The sequence below is a fragment of the Marinovum sp. genome (genome assembly GCF_034669705.1).
GTDB lineage: Bacteria > Pseudomonadota > Alphaproteobacteria > Rhodobacterales > Rhodobacteraceae > Marinovum.
In genome coordinates this window covers 128,037-149,063 of the sequence record NZ_JAXMOR010000007.1, presented here as the reverse complement: position 1 = coordinate 149,063, position 21,027 = coordinate 128,037, and the positions used below count along the sequence as shown (strand labels likewise).

At 65.6% G+C, this 21,027-nt stretch carries 21 protein-coding genes; 14 read left to right on the top strand and 7 right to left on the bottom strand.

Features of this window, described 5'->3' with window-relative positions; genetic code table 11:
* Positions 1–38 precede the first annotated feature (38 nt).
* A complete protein-coding gene (locus VOI27_RS07435; RefSeq protein ID WP_323764683.1) occupies positions 39–1,121 on the bottom strand; it encodes a calcium-binding protein in 1,083 nt (360 codons plus the stop codon).
* A gap of 348 nt (positions 1,122–1,469) precedes the next feature.
* Here VOI27_RS07435 and frr point away from each other — a divergent pair, with 348 nt between their 5' ends.
* From frr to lpxB, 12 genes are all read left to right on the top strand, one after another.
* Entirely contained in the window at positions 1,470–2,033 is a 564-nt protein-coding gene (gene frr, locus VOI27_RS07430; RefSeq protein WP_323764682.1) for a ribosome recycling factor, read from the top strand.
* A gap of 46 nt (positions 2,034–2,079) precedes the next feature.
* A complete protein-coding gene (locus VOI27_RS07425; protein ID WP_323764681.1) occupies positions 2,080–2,814 on the top strand; it encodes an isoprenyl transferase in 735 nt (244 codons plus the stop codon).
* Between the two features lie 4 nt (positions 2,815–2,818).
* Positions 2,819–3,613: a phosphatidate cytidylyltransferase gene (locus tag VOI27_RS07420; protein ID WP_323764680.1), complete on the top strand. Its 795-nt coding sequence runs from the start codon at positions 2,819–2,821 to the stop codon at positions 3,611–3,613.
* Positions 3,610–4,782 (top strand): 1-deoxy-D-xylulose-5-phosphate reductoisomerase, encoded by a 1,173-nt coding sequence (gene dxr / locus VOI27_RS07415; RefSeq protein WP_323764679.1) that lies wholly within the window; start codon positions 3,610–3,612, stop codon positions 4,780–4,782. The genes VOI27_RS07420 and dxr overlap by 4 nt, the downstream gene beginning before the upstream one ends.
* A gap of 14 nt (positions 4,783–4,796) precedes the next feature.
* Entirely contained in the window at positions 4,797–6,146 is a 1,350-nt protein-coding gene (rseP, locus tag VOI27_RS07410; protein ID WP_323764678.1) for an RIP metalloprotease RseP, read from the top strand.
* A gap of 156 nt (positions 6,147–6,302) precedes the next feature.
* Positions 6,303–6,431: a hypothetical protein gene (locus VOI27_RS07405; RefSeq protein WP_323764677.1), complete on the top strand. Its 129-nt coding sequence runs from the start codon at positions 6,303–6,305 to the stop codon at positions 6,429–6,431.
* A gap of 119 nt (positions 6,432–6,550) precedes the next feature.
* Positions 6,551–8,908, top strand: a complete 2,358-nt coding sequence (gene bamA, locus VOI27_RS07400) for an outer membrane protein assembly factor BamA (protein ID WP_323764676.1) — start codon at positions 6,551–6,553, stop codon at positions 8,906–8,908.
* Positions 8,892–9,560: an OmpH family outer membrane protein gene (locus VOI27_RS07395; RefSeq protein ID WP_323764675.1), complete on the top strand. Its 669-nt coding sequence runs from the start codon at positions 8,892–8,894 to the stop codon at positions 9,558–9,560. Before bamA ends, VOI27_RS07395 begins: the two co-directional genes overlap by 17 nt.
* Positions 9,561–9,660: 100 nt before the next feature.
* Positions 9,661–10,116 carry a 3-hydroxyacyl-ACP dehydratase FabZ gene (gene fabZ / locus VOI27_RS07390; RefSeq protein WP_323764674.1) on the top strand — a complete coding sequence of 152 codons (456 nt, stop codon included), beginning with the start codon at positions 9,661–9,663 and terminating at the stop codon, positions 10,114–10,116.
* A complete protein-coding gene (gene lpxA, locus VOI27_RS07385) occupies positions 10,116–10,907 on the top strand; it encodes an acyl-ACP--UDP-N-acetylglucosamine O-acyltransferase (RefSeq protein ID WP_323764673.1) in 792 nt (263 codons plus the stop codon). Before fabZ ends, lpxA begins: the two co-directional genes overlap by 1 nt.
* Before the next feature lie 6 nt (positions 10,908–10,913).
* On the top strand, positions 10,914–11,717 hold the full coding sequence (locus VOI27_RS07380; RefSeq protein ID WP_323764672.1) for an LpxI family protein: 804 nt from the start codon (positions 10,914–10,916) through the stop codon (positions 11,715–11,717).
* Positions 11,717–12,874 carry a lipid-A-disaccharide synthase gene (gene lpxB / locus VOI27_RS07375; protein ID WP_323764671.1) on the top strand — a complete coding sequence of 386 codons (1,158 nt, stop codon included), beginning with the start codon at positions 11,717–11,719 and terminating at the stop codon, positions 12,872–12,874. Before VOI27_RS07380 ends, lpxB begins: the two co-directional genes overlap by 1 nt.
* Before the next feature lie 66 nt (positions 12,875–12,940).
* Here lpxB and VOI27_RS07370 read toward each other — a convergent pair whose 3' ends face one another.
* Complete coding sequence (locus VOI27_RS07370) at positions 12,941–13,633, bottom strand: invasion associated locus B family protein (RefSeq protein WP_323764670.1); 693 nt, start codon at positions 13,631–13,633, stop codon at positions 12,941–12,943.
* A gap of 523 nt (positions 13,634–14,156) precedes the next feature.
* Between VOI27_RS07370 and VOI27_RS07365 the strand changes: the two genes are divergently transcribed.
* Entirely contained in the window at positions 14,157–15,695 is a 1,539-nt protein-coding gene (locus VOI27_RS07365) for a helicase HerA-like domain-containing protein (protein WP_323764669.1), read from the top strand.
* A gap of 1 nt (position 15,696) precedes the next feature.
* Positions 15,697–16,656 carry an MrcB family domain-containing protein gene (locus VOI27_RS07360; protein WP_323764668.1) on the top strand — a complete coding sequence of 320 codons (960 nt, stop codon included), beginning with the start codon at positions 15,697–15,699 and terminating at the stop codon, positions 16,654–16,656.
* Here the strand turns inward: VOI27_RS07360 and VOI27_RS07355 are convergent, their stop codons facing one another.
* The 5 genes from VOI27_RS07355 to VOI27_RS07335 all read right to left on the bottom strand — a co-directional run bounded on the left by VOI27_RS07355 (position 16,657) and on the right by VOI27_RS07335 (position 20,979).
* On the bottom strand, positions 16,657–17,961 hold the full coding sequence (locus VOI27_RS07355) for a branched-chain amino acid ABC transporter permease (RefSeq protein ID WP_323764667.1): 1,305 nt from the start codon (positions 17,959–17,961) through the stop codon (positions 16,657–16,659). It abuts the gene before it with no gap.
* On the bottom strand, positions 17,958–18,968 hold the full coding sequence (locus tag VOI27_RS07350) for a branched-chain amino acid ABC transporter permease (RefSeq protein WP_323764666.1): 1,011 nt from the start codon (positions 18,966–18,968) through the stop codon (positions 17,958–17,960). Before VOI27_RS07350 ends, VOI27_RS07355 begins: the two co-directional genes overlap by 4 nt.
* 3 nt (positions 18,969–18,971) lie before the next feature.
* Positions 18,972–19,343, bottom strand: a complete 372-nt coding sequence (locus VOI27_RS07345) for a hypothetical protein (protein ID WP_323764665.1) — start codon at positions 19,341–19,343, stop codon at positions 18,972–18,974.
* Between the two features lies 1 nt (position 19,344).
* Positions 19,345–20,058, bottom strand: a complete 714-nt coding sequence (locus VOI27_RS07340) for an ABC transporter ATP-binding protein (RefSeq protein ID WP_323764664.1) — start codon at positions 20,056–20,058, stop codon at positions 19,345–19,347.
* Between the two features lie 144 nt (positions 20,059–20,202).
* Positions 20,203–20,979, bottom strand: coding sequence for an ABC transporter ATP-binding protein (locus VOI27_RS07335; RefSeq protein WP_323764663.1), 777 nt, complete (start codon positions 20,977–20,979; stop codon positions 20,203–20,205).
* Between the last annotated feature and the right edge of the window lie 48 nt (positions 20,980–21,027).

Sequence of the window (21,027 nt, the reverse complement as noted above, 5' to 3'; positions counted from 1 at the left end):
AAGCCACGGGCGGACTGCCACGGCCCCTGCCACCGGTCTCAGACCCAGAGATCGCCGAAGATATCGCTGCTCAGGTCCTCGAGCTGAGTATCGGCCAGGATGATCGTGTGCGTAAACACTTGTCCCGGCTGGAACACGTCCTGCCAGGTCAGTAAGAAGACCACGTCGTCGCCAACCTGCGCCGCCTGGTCCATCGGATCACCGGTATAGGCGGTTTCCTCGTTGTACTTCAGATAAAGCCGGTCCTCGTCAGGATCGAAATCGGTAATCGTCTGGGTGCCGGTGTTGAAATCGAAGAAAAACTCATCGGCACCGGTGCCCCCCGATACGGTGTCATGGCCCGCCGGATAGGTCCCGAGATAGAAATCATCATCGCCGGAAAAGCCGCTGAGATAATCGTTGCCGCCGCCGCCCAACAGCGTGTCATTGCCGCTGTTGCCATAGAGGGAATCATCCCCGAAATCGCCGTGCACCAGATCATCTCCGCGGCCGCCGAGGATAAAATCGTCGCCATGGCCGCCGTTGATCCGGTCATTCTGATCGCCGGCGTTGATCCAGTCATTGCCGGCGTGACCAAAGATGACGTCAAGACCGCTCGCGCCGAGGATGGTGTCGTTGCCGCTGTGCCCCAGCAGCCGGTCGTTGCCGGAGAACCCGCTGATGTAGTCATCGCCAGCGCCGCCTTCGATGGTATCGCGGCCGGAATTGCCATACAGGCTGTCGTTGCCGAAACCGCCGAGCAGCAGGTCATTGTCGCGCCCGCCGGAAAGCCAGTCATTGCCGTCGCCGCCCTCGAGACTGTCAGCGCCGTCAAAACCCAGAAGCGTGTCGTTGCCCGCCTCGCCAAGCAGGCTGTCTTGGCCGGTATAGCCGCTGAGATGATCGTCGCCCGCGCCGCCGAGCAGGGTGTCATCGCCGCGGTTGCCGTAAAGGTGGTCATTGCCGGCCAGCCCGTTCAGGCTGTCGTCGCCGTCTCCGCCGGAATAGGTGTTGTCATAGCCATTGCCGACCCAGATATCGTCGCCGGGAGTGCCCAGAACGGTGGGCGCCGTGGCCGAAAGGGTGGCGAAAGGAATGCGCGCACTGTGACCTGCAAAGGTCTGGCTGAAGGAAAAGAGCATGTCTGAAACCTCTTTGAAAAAAGGAGCACGGCAAAATAAGCAGCAGGGCTCTAATGACGGTCGAAGGATCGCGGATCTGAGGCCCGACCTCGCCCCAAGGCCAGACTGCCCTCTTCGGTGCTAAACCGGAAGCAGAAATCGCGGTATCGCCATACGAGCAGTAACGGCAGCACCCGGCAGCCAAATTCGGGTGCTGGCGTCATCCCGCTCCTGCCGATGAGTCCGGCGGTCCCGCGGCGGCTGGCCGGTGCCGAGGCCTGCGCGCGGCGAGCCAAGAGCGCTATACATCGGCGGTCCAATGTCTTATGACGCGGGAAATATCGCCTGAACCCAAGGGGAATGATCAGAATGTCCGACGATTTCATTCTTGATACCGACGATCTCGAGCGCCGCATGCAGGGCGCGATGGCCAGCCTGAGGACGGAGTTTGCCTCGCTGCGCACCGGCCGGGCCTCGGCCTCGATGCTGGAGCCGGTGATGGTCGATGCCTATGGCAGCCCGACCCCGATCAACCAGGTCGGCACCGTCAACGTGCCCGAACCGCGCATGGTCACCATCAACGTCTGGGACAAGGGCCTTGTGGGCAAGGTCGAAAAGGCGATCCGCGAAAGCGGCCTCGGCATCAACCCGCAGCTCAACGGCACCATCATCATGCTGCCGATCCCCGAACTCAACGAAGAGCGCCGCCGCGACCTCACCAAGGTCGCCGGTCAATATGCCGAACACGCCCGCGTCTCGGTCCGCAATATCCGCCGCGACGGCATGGAGCAGATCAAGAAGGCCAAGGCCGACGGGCTGGGCGAGGACGACCAGAAGTTCTGGGAAGCCGCGGTGCAGGAGCTGACCGACACCTACGTCAAGAAGGTGGACGAAGCGCTCGAGACCAAGCAAGCCGAGATCATGCAGGTCTGAGCGACCCCGGAGGCCGCTTGCCGGTTTCCGCAGTCAGGGAGGTTCCATGGCGCGCGACGTAAACGATCCGCTGGCTCACCGCGGCCCGCGCCATGTGGCGATCATCATGGATGGCAACGGCCGCTGGGCGCAGCTGCGCCACCGGCCGCGGCTGTTCGGCCACCAGGCCGGCGCCCGGCGGGTGCGCGAGATCGTCGAGGCCTGTCCCGAGTTCGGGGTGAAATACGTCACCATCTTTGCCTTCTCGACCGAGAACTGGAAACGCACCCAGTCCGAGGTGGCCGGCCTGATGAGCCTGTTTCGGCGTTACATCCACAAGGAGATGGAGGCGTTCCGGCGCGAGAACGTGCAGGTCCGCTTCATCGGCGATCGGGTCAAGCTTGATGCCAAACTGCGCGCGCTGATGGACGAGGCCGAGGCGCTGACCTCGGGCTGCACCGGCACCAATCTGACCATCGCGCTGAACTACGGCGGACGCGACGAGGTGGCCCGTGCCACCAAGCGGCTGGCCCGCGACGTGCGCGACGGCAAGCTCGATCCCGAGAGCGTCGACGAGGAAACCCTGCCGAAATACCTTGATACCTGCGTGCTGCCGGACCCGGATCTGGTGATCCGCACCAGTGGCGAGGCGCGGGTGTCGAATTTCCTGCTCTGGCAGTCGGCCTATGCAGAATACGAATTCATCGATACCCTGTGGCCGGATTTCACCCGGGAAGAGTTCGGCCGGCTGGTCGGCTCCTACGGCAAACGAGAGCGCCGCTTCGGCGCGGTCAGGGTCTGAACCGATGGCAGTAAACAGTGGCAAATGGGATGATCTCACCGTCCGGCTGGTGTCGGCGGTGGTGATGGTCGGCGTCGGGCTGGTGGCGATCTGGATCGGCGGCTGGGTCTTTGCCGGGCTGGTGGCGCTGATCGGCGGCGCGATGATCTGGGAACTGGTGCGGCTGATCGGCGGCGGCCCGAACCAGGCGCTGATGCTGGCCGGGCTGGCCGGGGTCTGCCTCGCGCTCGGCGCGGTGATCCCGCCGGGTTTTGCCCTGCCGCTGATGATGGCGCCGGCCTTTGTGGGCCTGGGCCAGCTCAAGGCGCATCGCACCGTCTTCATGACCTTCTCGGCCGCGATCCTGCTGGCCTCCTTCGGCATGGTGGCGTTACGACAGGACTACGGCATGGCCTGGCTGATGTGGCTGGTGCTGGTGGTGGTTGTGACGGATGTGGCCGGCTATTTCGCCGGGCGGATGATCGGCGGGCCCAAGTTCTGGCCGCGGGTCAGCCCCAAGAAGACCTGGTCGGGCACCGTCGCCGGCTGGCTCGGGGCCGCGGTGGTCGGCGCGCTCTACTGGCAGGCCGGGGCGTCGGGGGCCAATGTCATCGGCGTCAGCATCGCGGTCTCGATGGCCTCGCAGATGGGCGACATCGCCGAAAGCGCGATCAAGCGGCGGGTCGGCGTCAAGGACGCCTCGACGCTGATCCCGGGCCATGGCGGGCTGCTCGACCGGTTCGACGGCATGCTGGGCGCGGCGCTCTTCCTCCTGCTGGTGGCGCAGTTCCTCGTCTTCCCGGCCGGGGGGGCGCCATGACCCGACGCGTCTCGATCCTTGGCGCGACCGGTTCCATCGGACAGAATACCATCGACCTGATTGCCCGCGATCCGCAGGGCTATCAGGTCGAAGCATTGACCGGCGGTCACAACATCGCGCAACTGGCGGTCGACGCCCGGCGGCTGGGCGCGAAACTGGCGGTCACGGCGCATGACGACCGGCTTGGCGATCTGCGCGATGCACTGGCGGGCTCTGGCGTCGCGGCGGCGGCGGGCGAGACCGCGCTGATCGAGGCGGCAGCACGGCCCGCGGACTGGGTGATGTCGGCGATCGTCGGCGCCGCCGGCCTGGCGCCGGGGCTCAGAGCGCTGGAGCATGGCGCCACGCTGGCGCTGGCCAACAAGGAAAGCATGGTCTGCGCTGGCGCGCTGGTCAGCGCCACGGCAAAGGCCCATGGTGGCCGGGTGCTGCCGGTCGACAGCGAGCATTCGGCGGTGTTTCAGGCGCTGATCGGCGAGGATATCGACGCGGTCGAACGGGTGATCCTCACCGCCTCGGGCGGCGCCTTCCGCGACTGGCCACTGGAGCGGCTGCGCGAGGCCACGCCGGAGCAGGCCGCCACCCATCCCAACTGGGACATGGGCCAGCGGATCACCATCGACAGCGCTTCGATGTTCAACAAGGCTCTGGAAGTCATTGAAACCCGGGAGTTCTTTGGATTGTCACCTGACAAGATCGAGGTGCTGGTGCATCCCGAGAGCCTGGTGCATGCCCTCGTGGGCTTCTGCGATGGCGGGCTGATGGCGCATGTGGGTCCGGCCGACATGCGCCACGCCATCGGATTTGCGCTGCATTACCCCGAGCGCGGCGATGTGCCGGTCGAGCGGCTCGACCTGGCGCAGGTCGCCACGCTGAGCTTTCGCGCGCCGGACGAGCAGCGCTGGCCGGCACTGCGGCTGGCGCGCGAGGTGATGGCGGCGGGCGGGCTGGCGGGCGCGGCCTTCAACGCCGCCAAGGAGCGCAGCCTCGACCGCTTCCTCGCGCATGACATCGGCTTTACCGAGATGGCCGAGGTGGTCGAGGAGGTGCTCACCAGATTGTCAGGGCAGGCGGGTCTCATTGACGCCGCAATGACCCTTGATAACGTCGCCCGCGTGGACCATGTGGCACGCAAAGAAGCAGACCGGGTCATCCGGGACAGAACATAAAAAGGTAGGGCGGCTTGGATATCTCGCAGTTGATTCCGCAGTTTGGCGGCACGTTGTTCACATTGGCGGCCTTCGTGCTGGCGCTGTCGATCATCGTCGCCATCCACGAATACGGCCATTACATCGTGGGCCGGTGGTCGGGGATCAAGGCGGATGTCTTCTCGCTGGGCTTCGGCCCGGTGCTGTTCAAGCGCACCGACAAGCATGGCACCGTCTGGCAGGTGGCCGCGTTGCCGCTGGGTGGCTACGTCAAGTTCCGCGGCGATGCCGATGCGGCCTCGGCCGGCAAGGACGCGGCGGCGATCAGCGCGCTGTCCGACGAGGAGAAACGCACCACCATGGCCGGTGCCCCGCTCTGGGCGCGCACCGCCACCGTGGCGGCCGGGCCGATCTTCAACTTCGTGCTGGCCTTCGTGCTGTTCTCGGCGCTGTTCCTGACCCGCGGGGTGATCTCAGAGCCGCTGACCGTGGGCGAGCTGCGGCCGATGCCCAGCGTGCAGGAGCTGCAGCAGGGCGACGTGCTGCTTTCGGTCGCCGGGCAGGACGTGCCGGATTTCAGCGACAGCGCGGGCTTCGCCGCCTTTGCCGAGGCGCTGCCGCCCGAGAACGGCCTCGACTACCGCATCCTGCGCGACGGGGCCGAGCTGACCGTCACTGGCCCCTATCCCTATCCGCCCAACATCACCCGGCTGGTGCCGCGCTCGGCCGCCTATGACGTCGGGCTCGCGCCCGGTGACGTGATCCTGCGGGTCGACGGCGAAGAGATCGCCACCTTCGAGCAGATCAAGGCGGCGGTCGAGGGCTCTGACGGCCGGGCGCTGCTGCTTGACGTCTGGCGCGATGGCGAGGTTCTGGAGTTCGCGCTGGCGCCGCGCCGGGTGGACGAGCCGGGCCCCGAGGGCGGCTTCGTCACCCATTGGCGCGTCGGCGTGGTTGGCGGGCTGTTCTTCGAGCCGGCCACCTCGGCGCCGGGCGTCGGTGCGGCGCTGCAGGGCGGGGTGCGCCAGACCTGGGCGATCATGGAAGGCTCGGTCTCGGGCTTGTGGCATATCATCACCGGCCAGATCTCGAGCTGCAACCTCTCTGGCCCGGTGGGCATCGCCGAGACCTCGGGGCAGATGGCGGCGCAGGGCACTTCGAACTTCCTGTGGTTCGTGGCAGTGCTCTCGGCAGCCGTGGGCCTGCTCAACCTGTTCCCGATCCCGGTGCTCGATGGCGGCCACCTGGTGTTCTATGCCTATGAGGCCGTGGTCGGCCGCCCGCCGCATGACAAGGTGCTCGGCGTGCTGATGACGCTTGGGCTGGGCATCGTGCTCGCGGTGATGGTGTTCTCGCTCTCCAACGACCTGATCCTCTGCCCCTGATCCCTTGACCGGGTTCCTTTGCCCCTGAGCAGAGGTTCGCCGATCCGCCCGGCCGCGGTTTCGGGCCGGGCAGGGCGGGGCTGCGCGAGGCCGCCCCATTGTTGCCCCATTCCCCTGATAGCCTTGTCTGCGTAACGCCCGAGAAAGAGCGAGAAAATGCAGACATTGACCCATGGATACCGCGGATTGCGCCTGATCGCGCACCTCAACACCGACCGGATTCTGTTTGTCGGCACGATGGCGGGTGCCTTGGTGCTGAGCGGATATCTGGCGACTTTTCTCTGATCCCATCCATATTTTGTGGCAACACAGCGTGATTTCCTGCTGCGGCGGGGCCGCTTGCTTTTGACAACCCGGCATGATCCCGATACTCACCAAGACGTGGGAAGTTAACGGATTGGCTCATGAAAACTCGAGTGGGAACGCGCGCCAACGAACGCGCGGTAGCGAAAACGGTCAAATCTGTCCTCTTCGCCGGCGCGGCGGTACTGGCCGGCGGGACGATGCTGATGCCGCAGCCGGCAGTGGCGCAGAATTACACCTTTACCGAGGTCTCGATCGAGGGCGCCGGGCGGATCGAGCCGGCGACGATCCTGAGCTATGCCGGCATCGCCCGTGGCCAGACGGTCTCCGCGGCCGAGTTGAACGACGCCTATCAGCGTATCCTGGCCTCCGGTCTGTTCGAGACAGTCGAGATCGTGCCGGTGGGCAACAAGCTGGTGATCCGGGTTGCGGAATACCCGACGATCAACCGCGTGGTCTTTGAAGGCAACCGCCGGATCAACGACGACGACCTGGCCAACCTGGTGACTTCGGAATCGCGCCGGGTGTTCAATGCCGCCACCGCCGAGCGTGACGCCCAGACCATCGTCCAGGCTTATGCCGAGCAGGGCCGTGTCGCGGCGCGGGTGACCCCCAAGCTGATCCGTCGCTCCGACAACCGCGTCGATCTGGCGTTCGAGATCCTCGAGGGCGGGGTGGTCGAGGTCGAGCGGATTTCGATCGTCGGCAACGATGTCTATTCAGACCGTCGGCTGCGCCGGGTGCTGGGCACAAAGCAGGCCGGCCTGTTCCGCGCCATCATCCGCCGCGACAGTTTCGTCGAGGACCGGATCGAGTTTGACAAGCAGGTGCTGACCGATTTCTACCAGTCGCGCGGCTATGTCGATTTCCGTGTCAACGCGGTCAATGCCGAGATCGCCGAGGAGCGTGACGGCTATTTCGTCACCTTCAACGTGCAGGAAGGCCAGCAGTTCACCTTTGGCCAGGTGAGTGCCTCCTCCGATCTGCCCGATGTCGACCCCGCCGCCTTCAACGAGATCCTGCGGGTCCGCCCCGGCGTGGTCTATTCGCCGGCACTGGTCGAGAACGAGATCGCCCGCATGGAGCGGCTGGCCAACCGCATGGGGCTGAACTTCATCCGCGTCGACCCGCGGATCACCCGCAACGACCGCACGCTCGAGCTTGACGTCGATTTCGTGCTGTCGCGCGGGCCGCGGATCTTCATCGAGCGGATCGACATCGAGGGCAACACCACCACGCTCGACCGCGTCGTGCGGCGGCAGTTCAAGGTGGTCGAGGGCGACCCGTTCAACCCGCGCGAGATCCGCGAGAGCGCCGACCGCATTCGCGCGCTGGGGTTCTTCGGCAATGCCGATGTCAACGCCCGCGAAGGCTCGACCCCGCAGCAGGTGGTGATCGACGTCGATGTCGAGGAGGCACCCACCGGCTCGATCGGTTTCGGCGGCACCTATTCCACCGATGGCGGCTTTGGCGTCAACCTGTCGTTCAACGAGCGCAACTTCCTCGGCCGCGGCCAGGCGCTCGGGGTCGAGGTCTCGACCGCGTCGGGCACCACCAGCTATGGCTTCAACTTCGCCGAGCCGGCGTTTCTCAACCGCGACCTGCGCTTTGGCATCGGGCTGCGCTATTCCGAGACCGACAACCAGTACGACGACAGCTATGACACCGCGATCGGCCAGTTCAGCACCAGCCTGACCTTCCCGGTGGCGGAATACAGCACCTTCCAGACCCGCTATACCGCGCGCTATTCCGAGATGTTGAACGCCGGCACCGACCTCGGCGATATCCTCACCTCCGAAGTGGAGCAGGGGGCGCTGTTCTCGAGCGGGCTGGGCTATACCTACACCTTCGACACGATCGACACCGGACTCGATCCGACCGCCGGCGTTCGGCTGCAGTTCAGCCAGGATTTCAACGGGTTGGGCGGCGATGTCACCTCGGTATCCACGGTGGCGCGGGCGATCGGCCAGAAGAAGGTGCGCAACGAGGACGTGACCCTGCGGGCGGTGTTCGAGGGCGGCGCGCTCTGGACCGGCAACAACGACAGCCGGGTGATCGACCGCTTCAGCCTCGGCTCTTCGCGGATGCGCGGCTTCGAGCCCGGCGGCATCGGCCCGCGCGAGATCGGCGCCGGCGATGTCAATGACGCGCTCGGCGGCAACTACTACGCAGTGGCGCGGCTCGAGGCCGAGTTCCCGCTGGGCCTGCCCGAGGAATACGGTCTGAGCGGCGGCGTCTTCTATGACGTGGGCTCGCTCTGGGGTCTCGACAACACGTCGACCACCACCGCCGGCAACTCCGTGGTGCACGACGAACCGGCGGCGCGTCACGTGATCGGCGCCTCGCTGTTCTGGACCACGGCGATCGGGCCGCTGCGCTTCAACTTCACCAAGACGTTGAAGAAAGAAGAGTATGACGAAGACCGCTTCTTCGAATTCACGCTTGCGACGGATTTCTGATCCGCTTGTCTGGCTGCTGACGCGCGGGGCGCTGGCCCTTCTGCTGGCGCTGCCTGCCATGCTGGCGGCGCAGGAGGCGCCGCGCAGCCCGGTGCTGGTGGTCGATTTCGACGAGGTCTTTCGCCTGTCAGAGCGCGGCCAGGAGATCTTGCAGGAGCTTGACAGCCGCAGCCGTGAGCTGGCCGACGAGATCGCCCGCATCGATATCGAGATGGCGGCCGAGGAAAAGGAACTGACCGAGCGGCGTGCCGGCCTGTCGGCCATCGAGTTCCGCAAGCTGGCCGATGCCTTCGACGCCAAGGTGCAGGCAATGCGCGCCGCACAGGACGCCCGCGCCGAGGCGCTGAGCCGCGATCAGGCCAGCGCGCGGTTCGAGTTCCGCCAGACCGCCTTTCCGATCCTCGGCCAGCTGATGCTCGACGCCGGCGCGGTGCTGGTGGTGGAAAAGCGCAACGTGCTGGTGTTCAACGACGCCATCGACGTCAGCGAGATCACCGCTCGGCGGCTCGACGCCGCCTATGCCGGGCGCCAGCCCGCCGAAGAAGCGCAACCCGCCGAGGCCGCACCTGAGACAGCACCCGAGACCGACCCCGAGGGTGCCGCTCCGGTGGCCGGTGGCGCGCTGGTCGAAGACCCCGACGCGGCCGAGTGATCGCCCCGGAACGCTTGCCGCGACGCGCGCCGGTTGCTAGGGACAAGACAGGAGCCGCGCGCCCTCGGGCACCGCACGGGACGGAACAAGGACAAGACCAATGACCGAGACACTGAAAACCGCGGATATCCAGCTGATTCAGCGTATTCTGCCGCACCGCTATCCGTTCCTGCTGGTCGACAAGGTGGTCGATATCGACGGCTACACCTCGGCCAAGGGCATCAAGAACGTTTCCATGAACGAGCCGCATTTTCAGGGCCATTTCCCCGGCACCCCGATCATGCCCGGCGTCACCATCGTCGAGGCGATGGCGCAGACCTCTGGCGTGATGATCGGCGTGGCGATGGATCTGGCCGACAAGGACCTGCTGATCTATTTCATGGCGATCGACAAGTGCAAGTTCCGCCGCAAGGTGATCCCCGGCGACGTGCTCGAGATGAACGTCAAGACCACCCGCGGCAAGCCCGGCGGCAAGGTCTGGAAGTTCTCGGGCGTGGCCACCGTCGAGGGCGAGATGGCCGCGGAATGCGAGTTCACCGCGATGATGGACATCTGATGACCGAGAGCTTCATCCATCCCAGCGCCGTGATCGAGGATGGCGCCGAGATCGGCATCGGCTGTCGCATCGGCCCGTTCTGCCATGTCGGCCCCAAGGTGGTGCTGGGCCCGCGGGTCGAGCTGAAAAGCCACGTGGTGGTGACCGGCCAGACCGAGATCGGCGAGGAGACGGTGATCTTTCCCTTCGCGGTGATCGGCGAGATCCCGCAGGACTTGAAGTTCGCCGGCGAAGAGACCCGTCTGGTGATCGGCAAACGCAACCGGATCCGCGAGCATGTGACGATGAACACCGGCACCGCCGGTGGTGGCGGGGTGACCCGGGTGGGCGATGACGGTCTGTTCATGGCCGGCTGTCACGTCGCCCATGACGTGCAGGTCGGCAACAAGGTGATCGTGGTCAATTCCGCCGCGCTGGCCGGCCATTGCATCATCGAGGACGAAGTGATCATCGGCGGGCTGTCGGGCGTGCACCAGTTCGTGCGTATCGGCCATGGCGCAATCATCGGCGCGGTGACCATGGTGACCAACGACGTGATCCCGCATGGGCTGGTACAGGCGCCGCGCGGCAAGCTCGACGGGCTCAACCTCGTCGGTCTCAAGCGCCGCGGCGTGGCCCGCAGCGACATCACCGCGCTGCGCGCCGCGTTTCAGATGCTGGCGCAGGGCGAGGGCGCCTTTGTCGAACGCGCCCGCCGGCTGGGTGCCGAAACCCAGAGCGACTACGTGCGCGAGATCGTCGATTTCATCCTCGGCGACAGCGACCGTCACTACCTGACCCCCGGGGCTTGAGGCCGCATGACCGGCTCTCTGGCGATTCTGGCCGGGCGCGGCGCGATGCCCAGCGCGCTGGCCGAGGCCTACCCGCAGGCGACCTGCGTCACCTTCGAGGGCGTCGAGACCCCGGTGCCGCGGGTCGATGCCCATCACCGGTTCGAGGCCTTCGGCGCATTGCTTGCCGACCTCAAGGCGCGGGGCGTCGCGCGTCTGGTGCTGGCCGGCGGTGTCGGCCGTCCGCCGCTCGATCCCGGCCGTTTCGATCCCTTCATGCAGGCGCTGGCGCCGCGGCTGCTCTCGGCGCTGCAGGGCGGCGACGACGCGCTGGTGCGGCTGGTGATCTCGGTCTTCGAAGAGGCCGGTTTCGCGGTGGTGGGGGCGCATGAGCTGCTGCCCGAGCTGACCGCCACACCCGGCCTGCTGGCCGGCAGCGCGCCGGACGAGGCGGCGCAGGCCGACATCGCCCGGGCCCGCGCCATCCTCGCCGCGCTCTCGCCGCTCGACGTCGGCCAGGCAGCGGTGGTCGACACCGGCATCGCGCTCGGGATCGAGACCCAACAGGGCACCGACGCCATGCTGCGCTTTGTCGCCGGGGCCTCTGACACCCTGCGCGGCACCGGCGGCGTGCTGGTCAAACGCCCCAAGCTGGGTCAGGACCTGCGCGTCGACATGCCCGCCATCGGCCCCGAGACCGTGCGCGGCGCGGCGCGGGCGGGCCTTAAGGGCATTGCCATCGCGGCCGGTCAGGTGGTGCTGATCGAACGCCAAGCGCTGATTTCCGCGGCGGAAGAGGCCGGGCTGTTCCTGCTGGCCGAGGCCGGCTGATGCGGGTCTTCCTCATCGCCGGCGAGCCCTCGGGCGACAAGCTCGGCGCGGCGCTGATGGCGGGGTTTCGCAGCCTGATGCCTGACACCGAGGTCGAATTCATCGGTGTCGGCGGGCCGCGGATGGAGGAGGCGGGGCTCTCCAGCCTCTTTCCGATGGACGATATCAGCATCATGGGGCTGACCGAGATCCTGTCGCAATACCCGGCGCTGAAACGCCGGGTGAACGAGGCCGCCGAGGCGGCGATCGCGGCGCAGCCTGATGTGCTGATCACCATCGACTTGCCGGAGTTCTGCCTGCGGGTGGCCAAGATCGTCAAGGCGCGCAGCACCATCCGCACGGTGCATTACGTCGCGCCCACGGTCTGGGCCTGGCGGCCGGGGCGTGCGGCCAAGATGGCGAAACACATCGATCAGGTGCTGGCGCTGCTGCCCTTCGAGCCGCCCTACATGGAGGCCGCCGGCATGCGCTGCGATTTCGTCGGCCACCCGGTGGTGACCGATCCGCTGGCCAGCGCCACTGAGGCAGAGGCGTTCCGCGACCGTCACGGGCTGGGCGCGGCGCCGCTGCTCTTGGTGCTGCCGGGCTCGCGGCGCAGCGAGGTGACGCGCATGGGGCCGGTCTTTGGCGCGGTGCTGGCCGAGGTCTGCGCCCGAAGGCCCGAGATGCGCATCGTGGTGCCCGCCGCCGGCCCGGTGGTGGACATGGTGCAGGCAGCGGTCGCGGGCTGGCCCGGCGCGCCGCTGGTCCTCGACGGCAAGGCCCCGGATGCGCAGGCCGAAAAGCGCGCCGCCTTCCGCGCCGGCGATCTGGCGCTGGCGGCTTCGGGGACGGTGTCGCTGGAGCTGGCGGCGGCGGGCACGCCGATGGTGATCGCCTATGACATGAACTGGCTGTCGCGGCAGATCATCGGCCGGATGCTGCGGATCGACACAGTGACACTGGTCAATCTGGTGTCAGAGACCCGGGCGGTTCCGGAGTTCGTGGGCGCTGCCTGCGTGCCCTCCGACATCGCCGCGGCGGTGCTGGCGCTGGCCGAAGCGCCGCAGAGCCAGCAGGAGGCCATGGCGCTGACCATGGCGCGGCTGGGGCAGGGGCAGGAGCCGCCCGGCATCCGCGCCGCCCGCGCCGTGCTCGACGGTCTGGGCCGTCTCTGAACCTTGTCCGAAACGACAAACGCCGCCCCTCGGGGCGGCGTTCACCGTTTGGGAACCGGTCGTGGTTTACTGGTTGATCACGCTGGCCTTGTCATAGCCGGCGGTAAAGCCGGCCAGCGACATGGTCGAGGTCACCACCTGGTCGGGGGCGGCGAAGGGGCGGATCATCACCTTGGCCTCGGCACCGCGTTTGAACGACGCGATGTCCTCGGCGGTCAGGCCGATCCGCGCATAGCAGCCCTGACGGTTGCAAAAGGAGAACGGATAGCTCTTGGGCTGGCTGCCATCGACCGAAATGCCGAGCTGGCCGGTGAGCAGGGTCTCGAGCGGCACGATGATCGTCGCGCCGGCCGGCAGCTTGGACTCCTCGGGCAGCCGGAACAGCGAGATCTCGGCCAGCGGGTTTCCATCGCCTTCCTTGAGCAGCTGGTAGAGCTGGCAGGGGTCGTCTCCCGGCGTCTCGGTGCGGATGCAGCGCAGCTCCCAGTCGCCCACCGGCTCCTTGATGTAGGTCTGGCCCAGCACCGGCTCGCCATCAGCGGCCTCTGCCACAACCCCATCGGCAGGCTCCGCGGCAGGCGCCTCGGTCTCATCGGCCTCGTCAGCCATGTCCTCGGCCGGGGTCTCGGTTTCGGTTTCGGTTGCGGTCTCTTCACTTGCGGCGGGTGCTGCATCGTCTTCTGCGGCGTCCTGCGCCGTGACCGGCGCGGCGAGCGCCAGCAGCGCGATCAAAGGCACGAAGGAAAGAATTCTGGGCATCTTGCCCCCCTCTGGTTGAGATGTCGTCGGTTGGATGGGTCAGCTTAATCCTGGGTGCAGCGCTTAGCATGGCCGCGCCCGCCTGTCAGGCGGTCTTGGCCACGCGCTTGGCCGCAATGGTGCATATATCCGTGAACAGATGTCAACGCACCGGCTGCAAGCCTTTGCTCCAAAAAGAAAAGAGGCCGTTGAACCGGCCTCTTTCCCAATTTTTTGCTCCCCGTCGGACTGGCCGACTTAGTCATTGCCGGGACGCTACGAAGTATTTTGCCATCGGTCAACAGGCAAGTTTTCACTTTTTTCGCAGCCTCTCTCCAAGCGGTTTGGTTTCCTGCCGTCGCGGGGCCTGAAAAAAAGGCCGTACCTTCGCAGGCACGGCCAGTCTGACAGGGAGGAAGTCAATCCGGCACTTGGCCTGAGCCGCATGCCGGACATTGCCGAGACTGACACGGAGAGGTTAAGTTAAGGTTGCCCGGGCGTTTTTTCGCACCCCGGGCGGAATTTTGTCAGGAGAATGCAGCGTATGTCGGAGATCTTCATTGGCGGCGGCGGGCCGGAGTACGGTGCGCCACAGGAGCTCAAGCTGGGCTATGCCAACCGCCACGGGCTGATCGCCGGCGCCACCGGCACCGGCAAGACGGTGACGCTGCAGATCCTCGCCGAGGGGTTTTCCGCCGCCGGGGTGCCGGTGTTCCTGTCGGACGTGAAAGGCGACCTCTCGGGGCTGGCGGTGGCCGGGCGCGACGATTTCAAGCTGCATCAGGCCTTCACCGAACGGGCGGCAAAGATCGGCTTTGACGACTACCGCTATGAAAACTTCCCGGTCACCTTCTGGGACCTCTTCGGCGATCAGGGCCACCCGGTGCGCACCACCGTGTCTGAGATGGGCCCACTGCTGCTGGCGCGCCTGCTCGAGCTGTCGGAGGCACAGGAGGGTATCCTCAACATCGCCTTTCGCCTGGCCGACGAGCAGGGCCTGCCGCTGCTCGACCTCAAGGACCTGCAGGCGCTGCTGGTCTGGGTCGGCGAGAATCGCAAGGACCTGTCGCTGCGCTACGGCAATGTCTCCACCGCCTCGATCGGCGCGATCCAGCGCCGGCTTCTGGTGCTCGAGAACCAGGGCGGTGCGCGGCTGTTCGGCGAGCCGGCGCTGGCGCTCGGCGACCTGATGACCTGCGACAGCGACGGCCGGGGGCGGATCAACATCCTCGCCGCCGACAGGCTGATGGCCGCGCCGCGGCTTTATGCGACCTTCCTGCTCTGGCTCCTGTCAGAGCTTTTCGAAGAGCTGCCCGAGGTCGGCGACCCCGAGAAGCCGCGGCTGGTGTTCTTCTTCGACGAGGCGCATCTGCTGTTCGACGGTGCGCCGCCGGCGCTGGTCGACAAGGTCGAGCAGGTGGCGCGGCTGATCCGCTCCAAGGGGGTGGGCGTGTTCTTCATCACCCAGAACCCCGACGACGTGCCGGAGGACATTCTCGGCCAGCTCGGCAACCGCATCCAGCACGCCCTGCGCGCCTTTACCGCCCGCGACCGCAAGGCGCTGCGGCTGGCGGCCGAGACCTATCGCGACAACCCGCGCTTCGACATCGAAGCGGCGATCCGCGAGGTCGGCGTCGGCGAGGCGGTGACCTCTCTGCTGGAGAAGAAGGGCGTGCCGGGGATGGCCGAGCGGACGCTGATCCGGCCGCCGTCGTCGCAACTGGGCCCGATCGATGCCGGCACGCGGGCGCAACTGATCGCCGGATCGCCGCTGGCCGGGAAGTACGAGACTTTGCAGGACCGGCATTCGGCCTATGAGATCCTCGCCAAACGGGCCGAGGCGGCGGCGCAGGCGGCCGAGGAGGCGGAGCGGCAGGAGGAAGAGGCGGAGGTGGCCGAGCGCGAGTACCGCGCGGGGCGGCGCTATTCGGGGACGCGGGTGACCCGCTCGACTTCGCGACGGGTGTCGCGTGGTGGCGGGATCGGCGAGGCAATGACCCAGGCAGTGATCAAGGAGCTCAAGGGCACCACCGGCCGCCGCATCGTTCGCGGCATTCTTGGCGGGTTGTTCAAAGGGCGGTAAAATGTTGTCAGAGAAGTTAGTTCGTTTAGCGAAGAGCTACGTTTATGAACGCGGAAAGCCGTTTGCTGGCAGCGCTTTCGGTGCATTTGTACGCCATGATCTTGCAAAAGAAGCAAAGAAAGCACTTATTTTCTCGCCATTCGATCTTACAGTTAAGGCGAGCGTCGGCGCGGGAAACTGGGCAGCCGTCCCTTGGCTGGCTTTTTATGACCCTCTTATCACCGAGTCTGCAACCCGAGGGTTCTACGTCGTTTACCTCATTAATCCGCAGACGGAAGAAATCACTATTTCAATGAACCAAGGCACCACTGCAGTGTACCAAGAATTTGGTATCAGCCGTGGCCGAGAGGTATTAAGGCGACGTGCGCGCGATATTTTCGACCGGGTTTCTGATTACGTAGGGGATTTCTCTGATCGCCCAATAGATTTGGGGTCGAATGACAACCTGCCGTTGGGATACGTCGCAGGCCACGCCTTTGGCCGCACGTATAAAGCAGACGAACTAACAGACGAATTACTATCTAAAGACCTAGAAAAAATGCTTTATGCGTATGAGGCTTTAATTAACCGAGGTGGCACCACGCCGACCGATACGATGCTTGAAGAGTCCGGTATTGCTGATATCAAAGAGACAAGACGGTACCTGTTGTCACGTCGGATTGAACGCTCCCCTAAAGTTCGCAAAGCCGTTCTCGAACGCCGAACTCCGGTCTGCGAAGGGTGCGATTTAGACCCTTTTGTTGATTATGCGTACAATGGTCCAATCCTTAAAGTGCCGCTGGATGTTCATCATATAGCGCCTTTGCGTTCGTTGTCTGAGGGAGAAAGTCGTCGCTACAAAGTGCCGGACGACTTTCTCGTGCTTTGCCCGACTTGTCACCGCGTAATCCACTCTGAAGGCCACGGCGGTGACCTTCAAAGTCTCAAAAACGCGATCAAGTTCACACGGAAGCATGTGTAATCACCGCTCCGGCAACAACCCCCGCGGCGCGAACCGCAGGACCAGAAGCAGGATCACCCCCATGGTCAGCAGCCGCATGTGCTGCACCGAGTCGCGCAGATGCGCCTTGAGCCAGGAGCCGTCCGCCATCCCCGAGGTCACCAGATCGATCACCGCCGCGCCGATCGGCTCGACCTGCACCCAGAGGAACCAGATCAGGAAACCGCCCAGCACCGCCCCGAAATTGTTGCCCGAGCCGCCGACGATCACCATCACCCAGATCAGGAAGGTGTAGCGCAGCGGCTGGTAGGAGGCCGGCGTCAACTGGCCGTCCAGGGTGGTCATCATCGCGCCGGCCACGCCGCAGATTGCCGAGCCCAGCACGAAGACCTGCAGATGCCGCGCGGTCACGTCCTTGCCCATCGCGCGCGCCGCCACCTCGTTGTCGCGAATGGCGCGCATCATCCGGCCCCAGGGCGAATTCAGCGCCAGTTGCGCCAGCACCAGCACCAAAATCAGGACCGCGGCAAACATCAGCCCGTAGCCGAGCTTGACGTAAAGCGTCGAGGCAGTGGTGGCATCGATCCCAAGCCCCGCCGCGCGCTCGACGAAGGCCGGATCGTTCTGCAGGTCGATCTCGTTCGGCATCGGCCGCGGCAGGCCGATCACGTTCTTGACGCCGCGCGCCAGCCAGTCCTCGTTCTTGAGCACCGCGATGATGATTTCGGCGATGCCCAGCGTCGCGATGGCCAGGTAATCCGAGCGCAGCCCCAGCGCCGTCTTGCCGATCACCCAGGCCGCTCCGGCCGCCAGAAGCCCGCCCACCGGCCAGGCCAGCACGATCGGCAGGCCGAGCCCGCCGAGATAGCCGGTCAGCGCCGGGTTGATGCTCTCGATCGCGTCCACCCCCGGATCAAACAGCGCGCGATAGGCCACGAAGCCCGCCACCAGCACCGCCAGCGTGACCAGCGCCCTGAGCCAGCCCTTGGCCATCCGGCGCGTCACCCAGACTGCCAGCGCCAGGGTCAGCGCGCCCACGGCCAGCGCCGCCAGCACGCCGGTGGCGCCGGCCTGCCAGGCCTCTTTCACCGGCGGCATGGCGATCACCACCGTGGCCAGCCCACCCAGCGCCACGAAGCCCATGACACCGACGTTGAAGAGCCCGGCAAACCCCCATTGCAGGTTCACCCCCAGCGCCATCAGCGCCGAGACCAGCCCCATGTTGAGGATGAGCAGCGCCGAGTTCCAGCTCTGGACAAACCCGGTGCCGATGATCAGCAGCGCCACGAAGGCAAAGAGCGCTGCGGTTTTCACGGGTTGGCTCATACCGATTTCCCCTTGAAGAGCCCGGTGGGCCGGATCAGCAGCACGATCACCAGGATGACGAAACTCACCGCGAACTTGTAATCGGTGCCCAGCAACTGCAGCAGGCTGTCGGGCTGCCAGGCCTCGGGCATCAGGTATTCCGCCACCTTCTTCCAGGCATAGGTGATCCCGACCTCGGAGAAGGCGATGACAAAGCCACCGGCAATCGCGCCGATCGGAGACCCCAGCCCGCCGACGATGGCGCTGGCAAAGACCGGCAGCAGCAGCTGGAAATAGGTGAAGGGCTTGAAGGTCTTGTCGAGCCCGTAGAGCGTGCCGGCAATGGTCGCCAATGCCGCCACCAAGAGCCAGGTGATCATCACCACCCGCTCGGGGTTGATGCCGGACAGAAGCGCTAGGTCCTCGTTGTCGGAATAGGCCCGCATCGACTTGCCGGTGCGGGTGCGGTTGAGAAACCAGAACAGCGCCGCCACGGTGATCACCGCCGTTACCAGCGTCAGGCCTTGGGTGGTGCGGATGCCGAGGCCTTCTTCCAGACCGGTCAATTCCTTGAAATCGCGCACCGAGATGATGAAGCGTTCGCCATCGGCAAAGCGCTGGTCATCGGCGCCGATGATGAAACGCACCACGCCGTTATAGACGAACATCACCCCCATCGAGACGATCACCAGGATCACCGGCTTGACCCGCTGCGCCCGGTAGAAGCGATAGACCATGCGGTCGGTCAGCAGCACCAGCGCCATGCAGCCAAGGATGCCGAAGGGCAGGGCGAGCAGGGCGGTGGGCAGCGGCCCGAGGCTTACACCCCAGCCCTGCAGCAGCCAGGTCACCAGGATCGTCACCATGGCGCCAAAGGCCATTGTGTCGCCATGGGCAAAGTTGGAAAACCGCAGGATGCCATAGATCAACGTCACCCCGAGCGCGCCGAGCGCCAGCTGCGCACCATAGGCCACCGCCGGGATCAGCACGAAATTGGCGAGCGCCACGAATGCGTTCAACAGGTCCATCGGCTACCTCTTGCGGTTCGGGCCGCAACTGCCCGCATAGGCCATTGTCTTGCCGTCGTTGAAATTTATCTGCCAAAGCGTTTCGCCGCCCGGCCCGATTGTCATCGTTTCGCGAGAGACGCCCGTGCTAAATACGAGGACCATCGCTCCGGCCGCGCTGGTCTGGATGCTGGCCGGATATCGCGCCCCGGTGCCGATCAGAACCTCGCCCCGGCCTCCGCTGCTGTCGACGATCACCGGCAGATCGACGACCCGGCTGACCCCGTCAAGTATTTGCCGCTCGAAGCGGCACAACCGCTCCAGGGCCGCCGAGGCCGCGACCGAAGGCATCACTGCGAATGCGGCCATTGCCAGTGTCGATGGAACCTGTCTCATCTCAGCCCCCCAGAAAACTGCGCCGGACCTCTGGGTCGGCCAGCAGGTCCTTGCCGGTGCCGGTATGGGCATTGCGCCCCTGCACCAGCACATAGCCCTTGTCGGCGATCTCCAGCGCCTGGCGGGCGTTCTGCTCCACCATCAGGATGGAAATCCCGGTGCGCGCCACCTCGATGATGCGGTCGAACAACTCGTCCATCACGATGGGCGAGACCCCGGCGGTCGGCTCGTCGAGCATCAGCACCTGCGGCTGGGTCATCAGCGCGCGTCCCACCGCCACCTGCTGGCGCTGCCCGCCAGAGAGCTCGCCCGCCGGCTGGTTGCGCTTCTCGCGCAGGATCGGGAACAGCTCGTAGACCTGTTCCATGGTGCCGCGAATGTCGTCGCGCCGGATGAAGGCCCCCATCTCGAGGTTTTCCGCGACCGTCATCGAGCCGAAGATATTGCTGGTCTGCGGCACAAAGCCCATGCCGCGCGCCACCCGGTCCTGCGGGCTGAGCGATGTGATCTCGTCGCCATCCAGCCGCACCGCGCCGGAGCGCACGTCGAGCATGCCAAAGACCGCCTTCATCGCCGTCGACTTGCCGGCGCCGTTGGGCCCGACGATCACCGCGATCTCGCCCTTCTCGACAGCGATGGTGCAGTCATGCAGGATATCCGGCCCCTTGCCATAGCCCCCGGTCATGCTCTCACCGATCAGAAACGGCTCACCCACGCCCCGCTCCTTCATCTTGCCAAGTAAACTCCGGGGAGCGCGAGGGGCTGGCCCCTCGTATGTGGGAGAAGCGCGAGGGGCTGGCCCCTCGCATGTGGGAGAAGCGCAATGGGCTGGCCCCTCGCTTGCGCACCGCTGCCGCCATCACGCCGTTTCCTTGTTCTTCAGACCGGTGCCGAGATAGGCTTCGATCACCTGCTCATCGGCCTTGATCTCGTCGATCGTGCCCTGTGCCAGCTTCTTGCCTTCGGCCATGACGATCACCGGATCGCAGAGCCGGGCGATGAAATCCATGTCGTGCTCGATCACGCAGAAGGTATAGCCGCGCTCCTTGTTGAGCCGCAGGATGGCGTCGGCGATGGTGTTCAGAAGCGTCCGGTTCACCCCGGCGCCGACTTCGTCGAGAAACACGATCCGGGCATCGACCATCATCGTCCGGCCGAGCTCCAAAAGCTTCTTCTGACCGCCGGAAATCGCGCCGGCCGGGTGATCGGCCAGATGCGAGATGGTCAGGAATTCCAGCACCTCATCGGCCAGGGCGCGCAGGGCGCGCTCCTCCTCGGCGATGCGCTTGCGGCCAAACCAGGTGTTCCACAGCCGCTCGCCGGACTGTGCGCCGGGCACCATCATCAGGTTCTCGCGGCAGGACATCGATCCGAATTCATGTGCCACCTGAAAGGTGCGCAGCAACCCCTTGGAAAACAACACATGTGGCGCCATGCCGGTGATGTCCTCGCCGTCCATGAACACCTTGCCGGAGGTTGGTGGAAGAACCCCGGCGATCACGTTGAAAAGCGTGGTTTTTCCCGCGCCATTCGGCCCCACCAACGCGGTGACCGAGCCTGTCTCGATCTCCAGCGTCGCGCCGTCCACGGCGTGGAAGCCGCCGAAATGTCTGTGCAGGTTCTCGACCCGGATCACGCCATCTGCCCCCCTTGTGGCAAAACAGCCCGGACGGACCGGGCTGTT

Bases quoted from the DNA above. Each gene is read 5' to 3' on its own strand.
- VOI27_RS07435 (WP_323764683.1), bottom strand. From the start codon at position 1,121: ATGCTCTTTTCCTTCAGCCAGACCTTTGCAGGTCACAGTGCGCGCATT.
- frr (WP_323764682.1), top strand. From the start codon at position 1,470: ATGTCCGACGATTTCATTCTTGATACCGACGATCTCGAGCGCCGCATG.
- VOI27_RS07425 (WP_323764681.1), top strand. From the start codon at position 2,080: ATGGCGCGCGACGTAAACGATCCGCTGGCTCACCGCGGCCCGCGCCAT.
- VOI27_RS07420 (WP_323764680.1), top strand. From the start codon at position 2,819: ATGGCAGTAAACAGTGGCAAATGGGATGATCTCACCGTCCGGCTGGTG.
- dxr (WP_323764679.1), top strand. From the start codon at position 3,610: ATGACCCGACGCGTCTCGATCCTTGGCGCGACCGGTTCCATCGGACAG.
- VOI27_RS07405 (WP_323764677.1), top strand. From the start codon at position 6,303: ATGCAGACATTGACCCATGGATACCGCGGATTGCGCCTGATCGCGCAC.
- bamA (WP_323764676.1), top strand. From the start codon at position 6,551: ATGAAAACTCGAGTGGGAACGCGCGCCAACGAACGCGCGGTAGCGAAA.
- fabZ (WP_323764674.1), top strand. From the start codon at position 9,661: ATGACCGAGACACTGAAAACCGCGGATATCCAGCTGATTCAGCGTATT.
- lpxA (WP_323764673.1), top strand. From the start codon at position 10,116: ATGACCGAGAGCTTCATCCATCCCAGCGCCGTGATCGAGGATGGCGCC.
- VOI27_RS07380 (WP_323764672.1), top strand. From the start codon at position 10,914: ATGACCGGCTCTCTGGCGATTCTGGCCGGGCGCGGCGCGATGCCCAGC.
- lpxB (WP_323764671.1), top strand. From the start codon at position 11,717: ATGCGGGTCTTCCTCATCGCCGGCGAGCCCTCGGGCGACAAGCTCGGC.
- VOI27_RS07370 (WP_323764670.1), bottom strand. From the start codon at position 13,633: ATGCCCAGAATTCTTTCCTTCGTGCCTTTGATCGCGCTGCTGGCGCTC.
- VOI27_RS07365 (WP_323764669.1), top strand. From the start codon at position 14,157: ATGTCGGAGATCTTCATTGGCGGCGGCGGGCCGGAGTACGGTGCGCCA.
- VOI27_RS07360 (WP_323764668.1), top strand. From the start codon at position 15,697: ATGTTGTCAGAGAAGTTAGTTCGTTTAGCGAAGAGCTACGTTTATGAA.
- VOI27_RS07355 (WP_323764667.1), bottom strand. From the start codon at position 17,961: ATGAGCCAACCCGTGAAAACCGCAGCGCTCTTTGCCTTCGTGGCGCTG.
- VOI27_RS07350 (WP_323764666.1), bottom strand. From the start codon at position 18,968: ATGGACCTGTTGAACGCATTCGTGGCGCTCGCCAATTTCGTGCTGATC.
- VOI27_RS07345 (WP_323764665.1), bottom strand. From the start codon at position 19,343: ATGAGACAGGTTCCATCGACACTGGCAATGGCCGCATTCGCAGTGATG.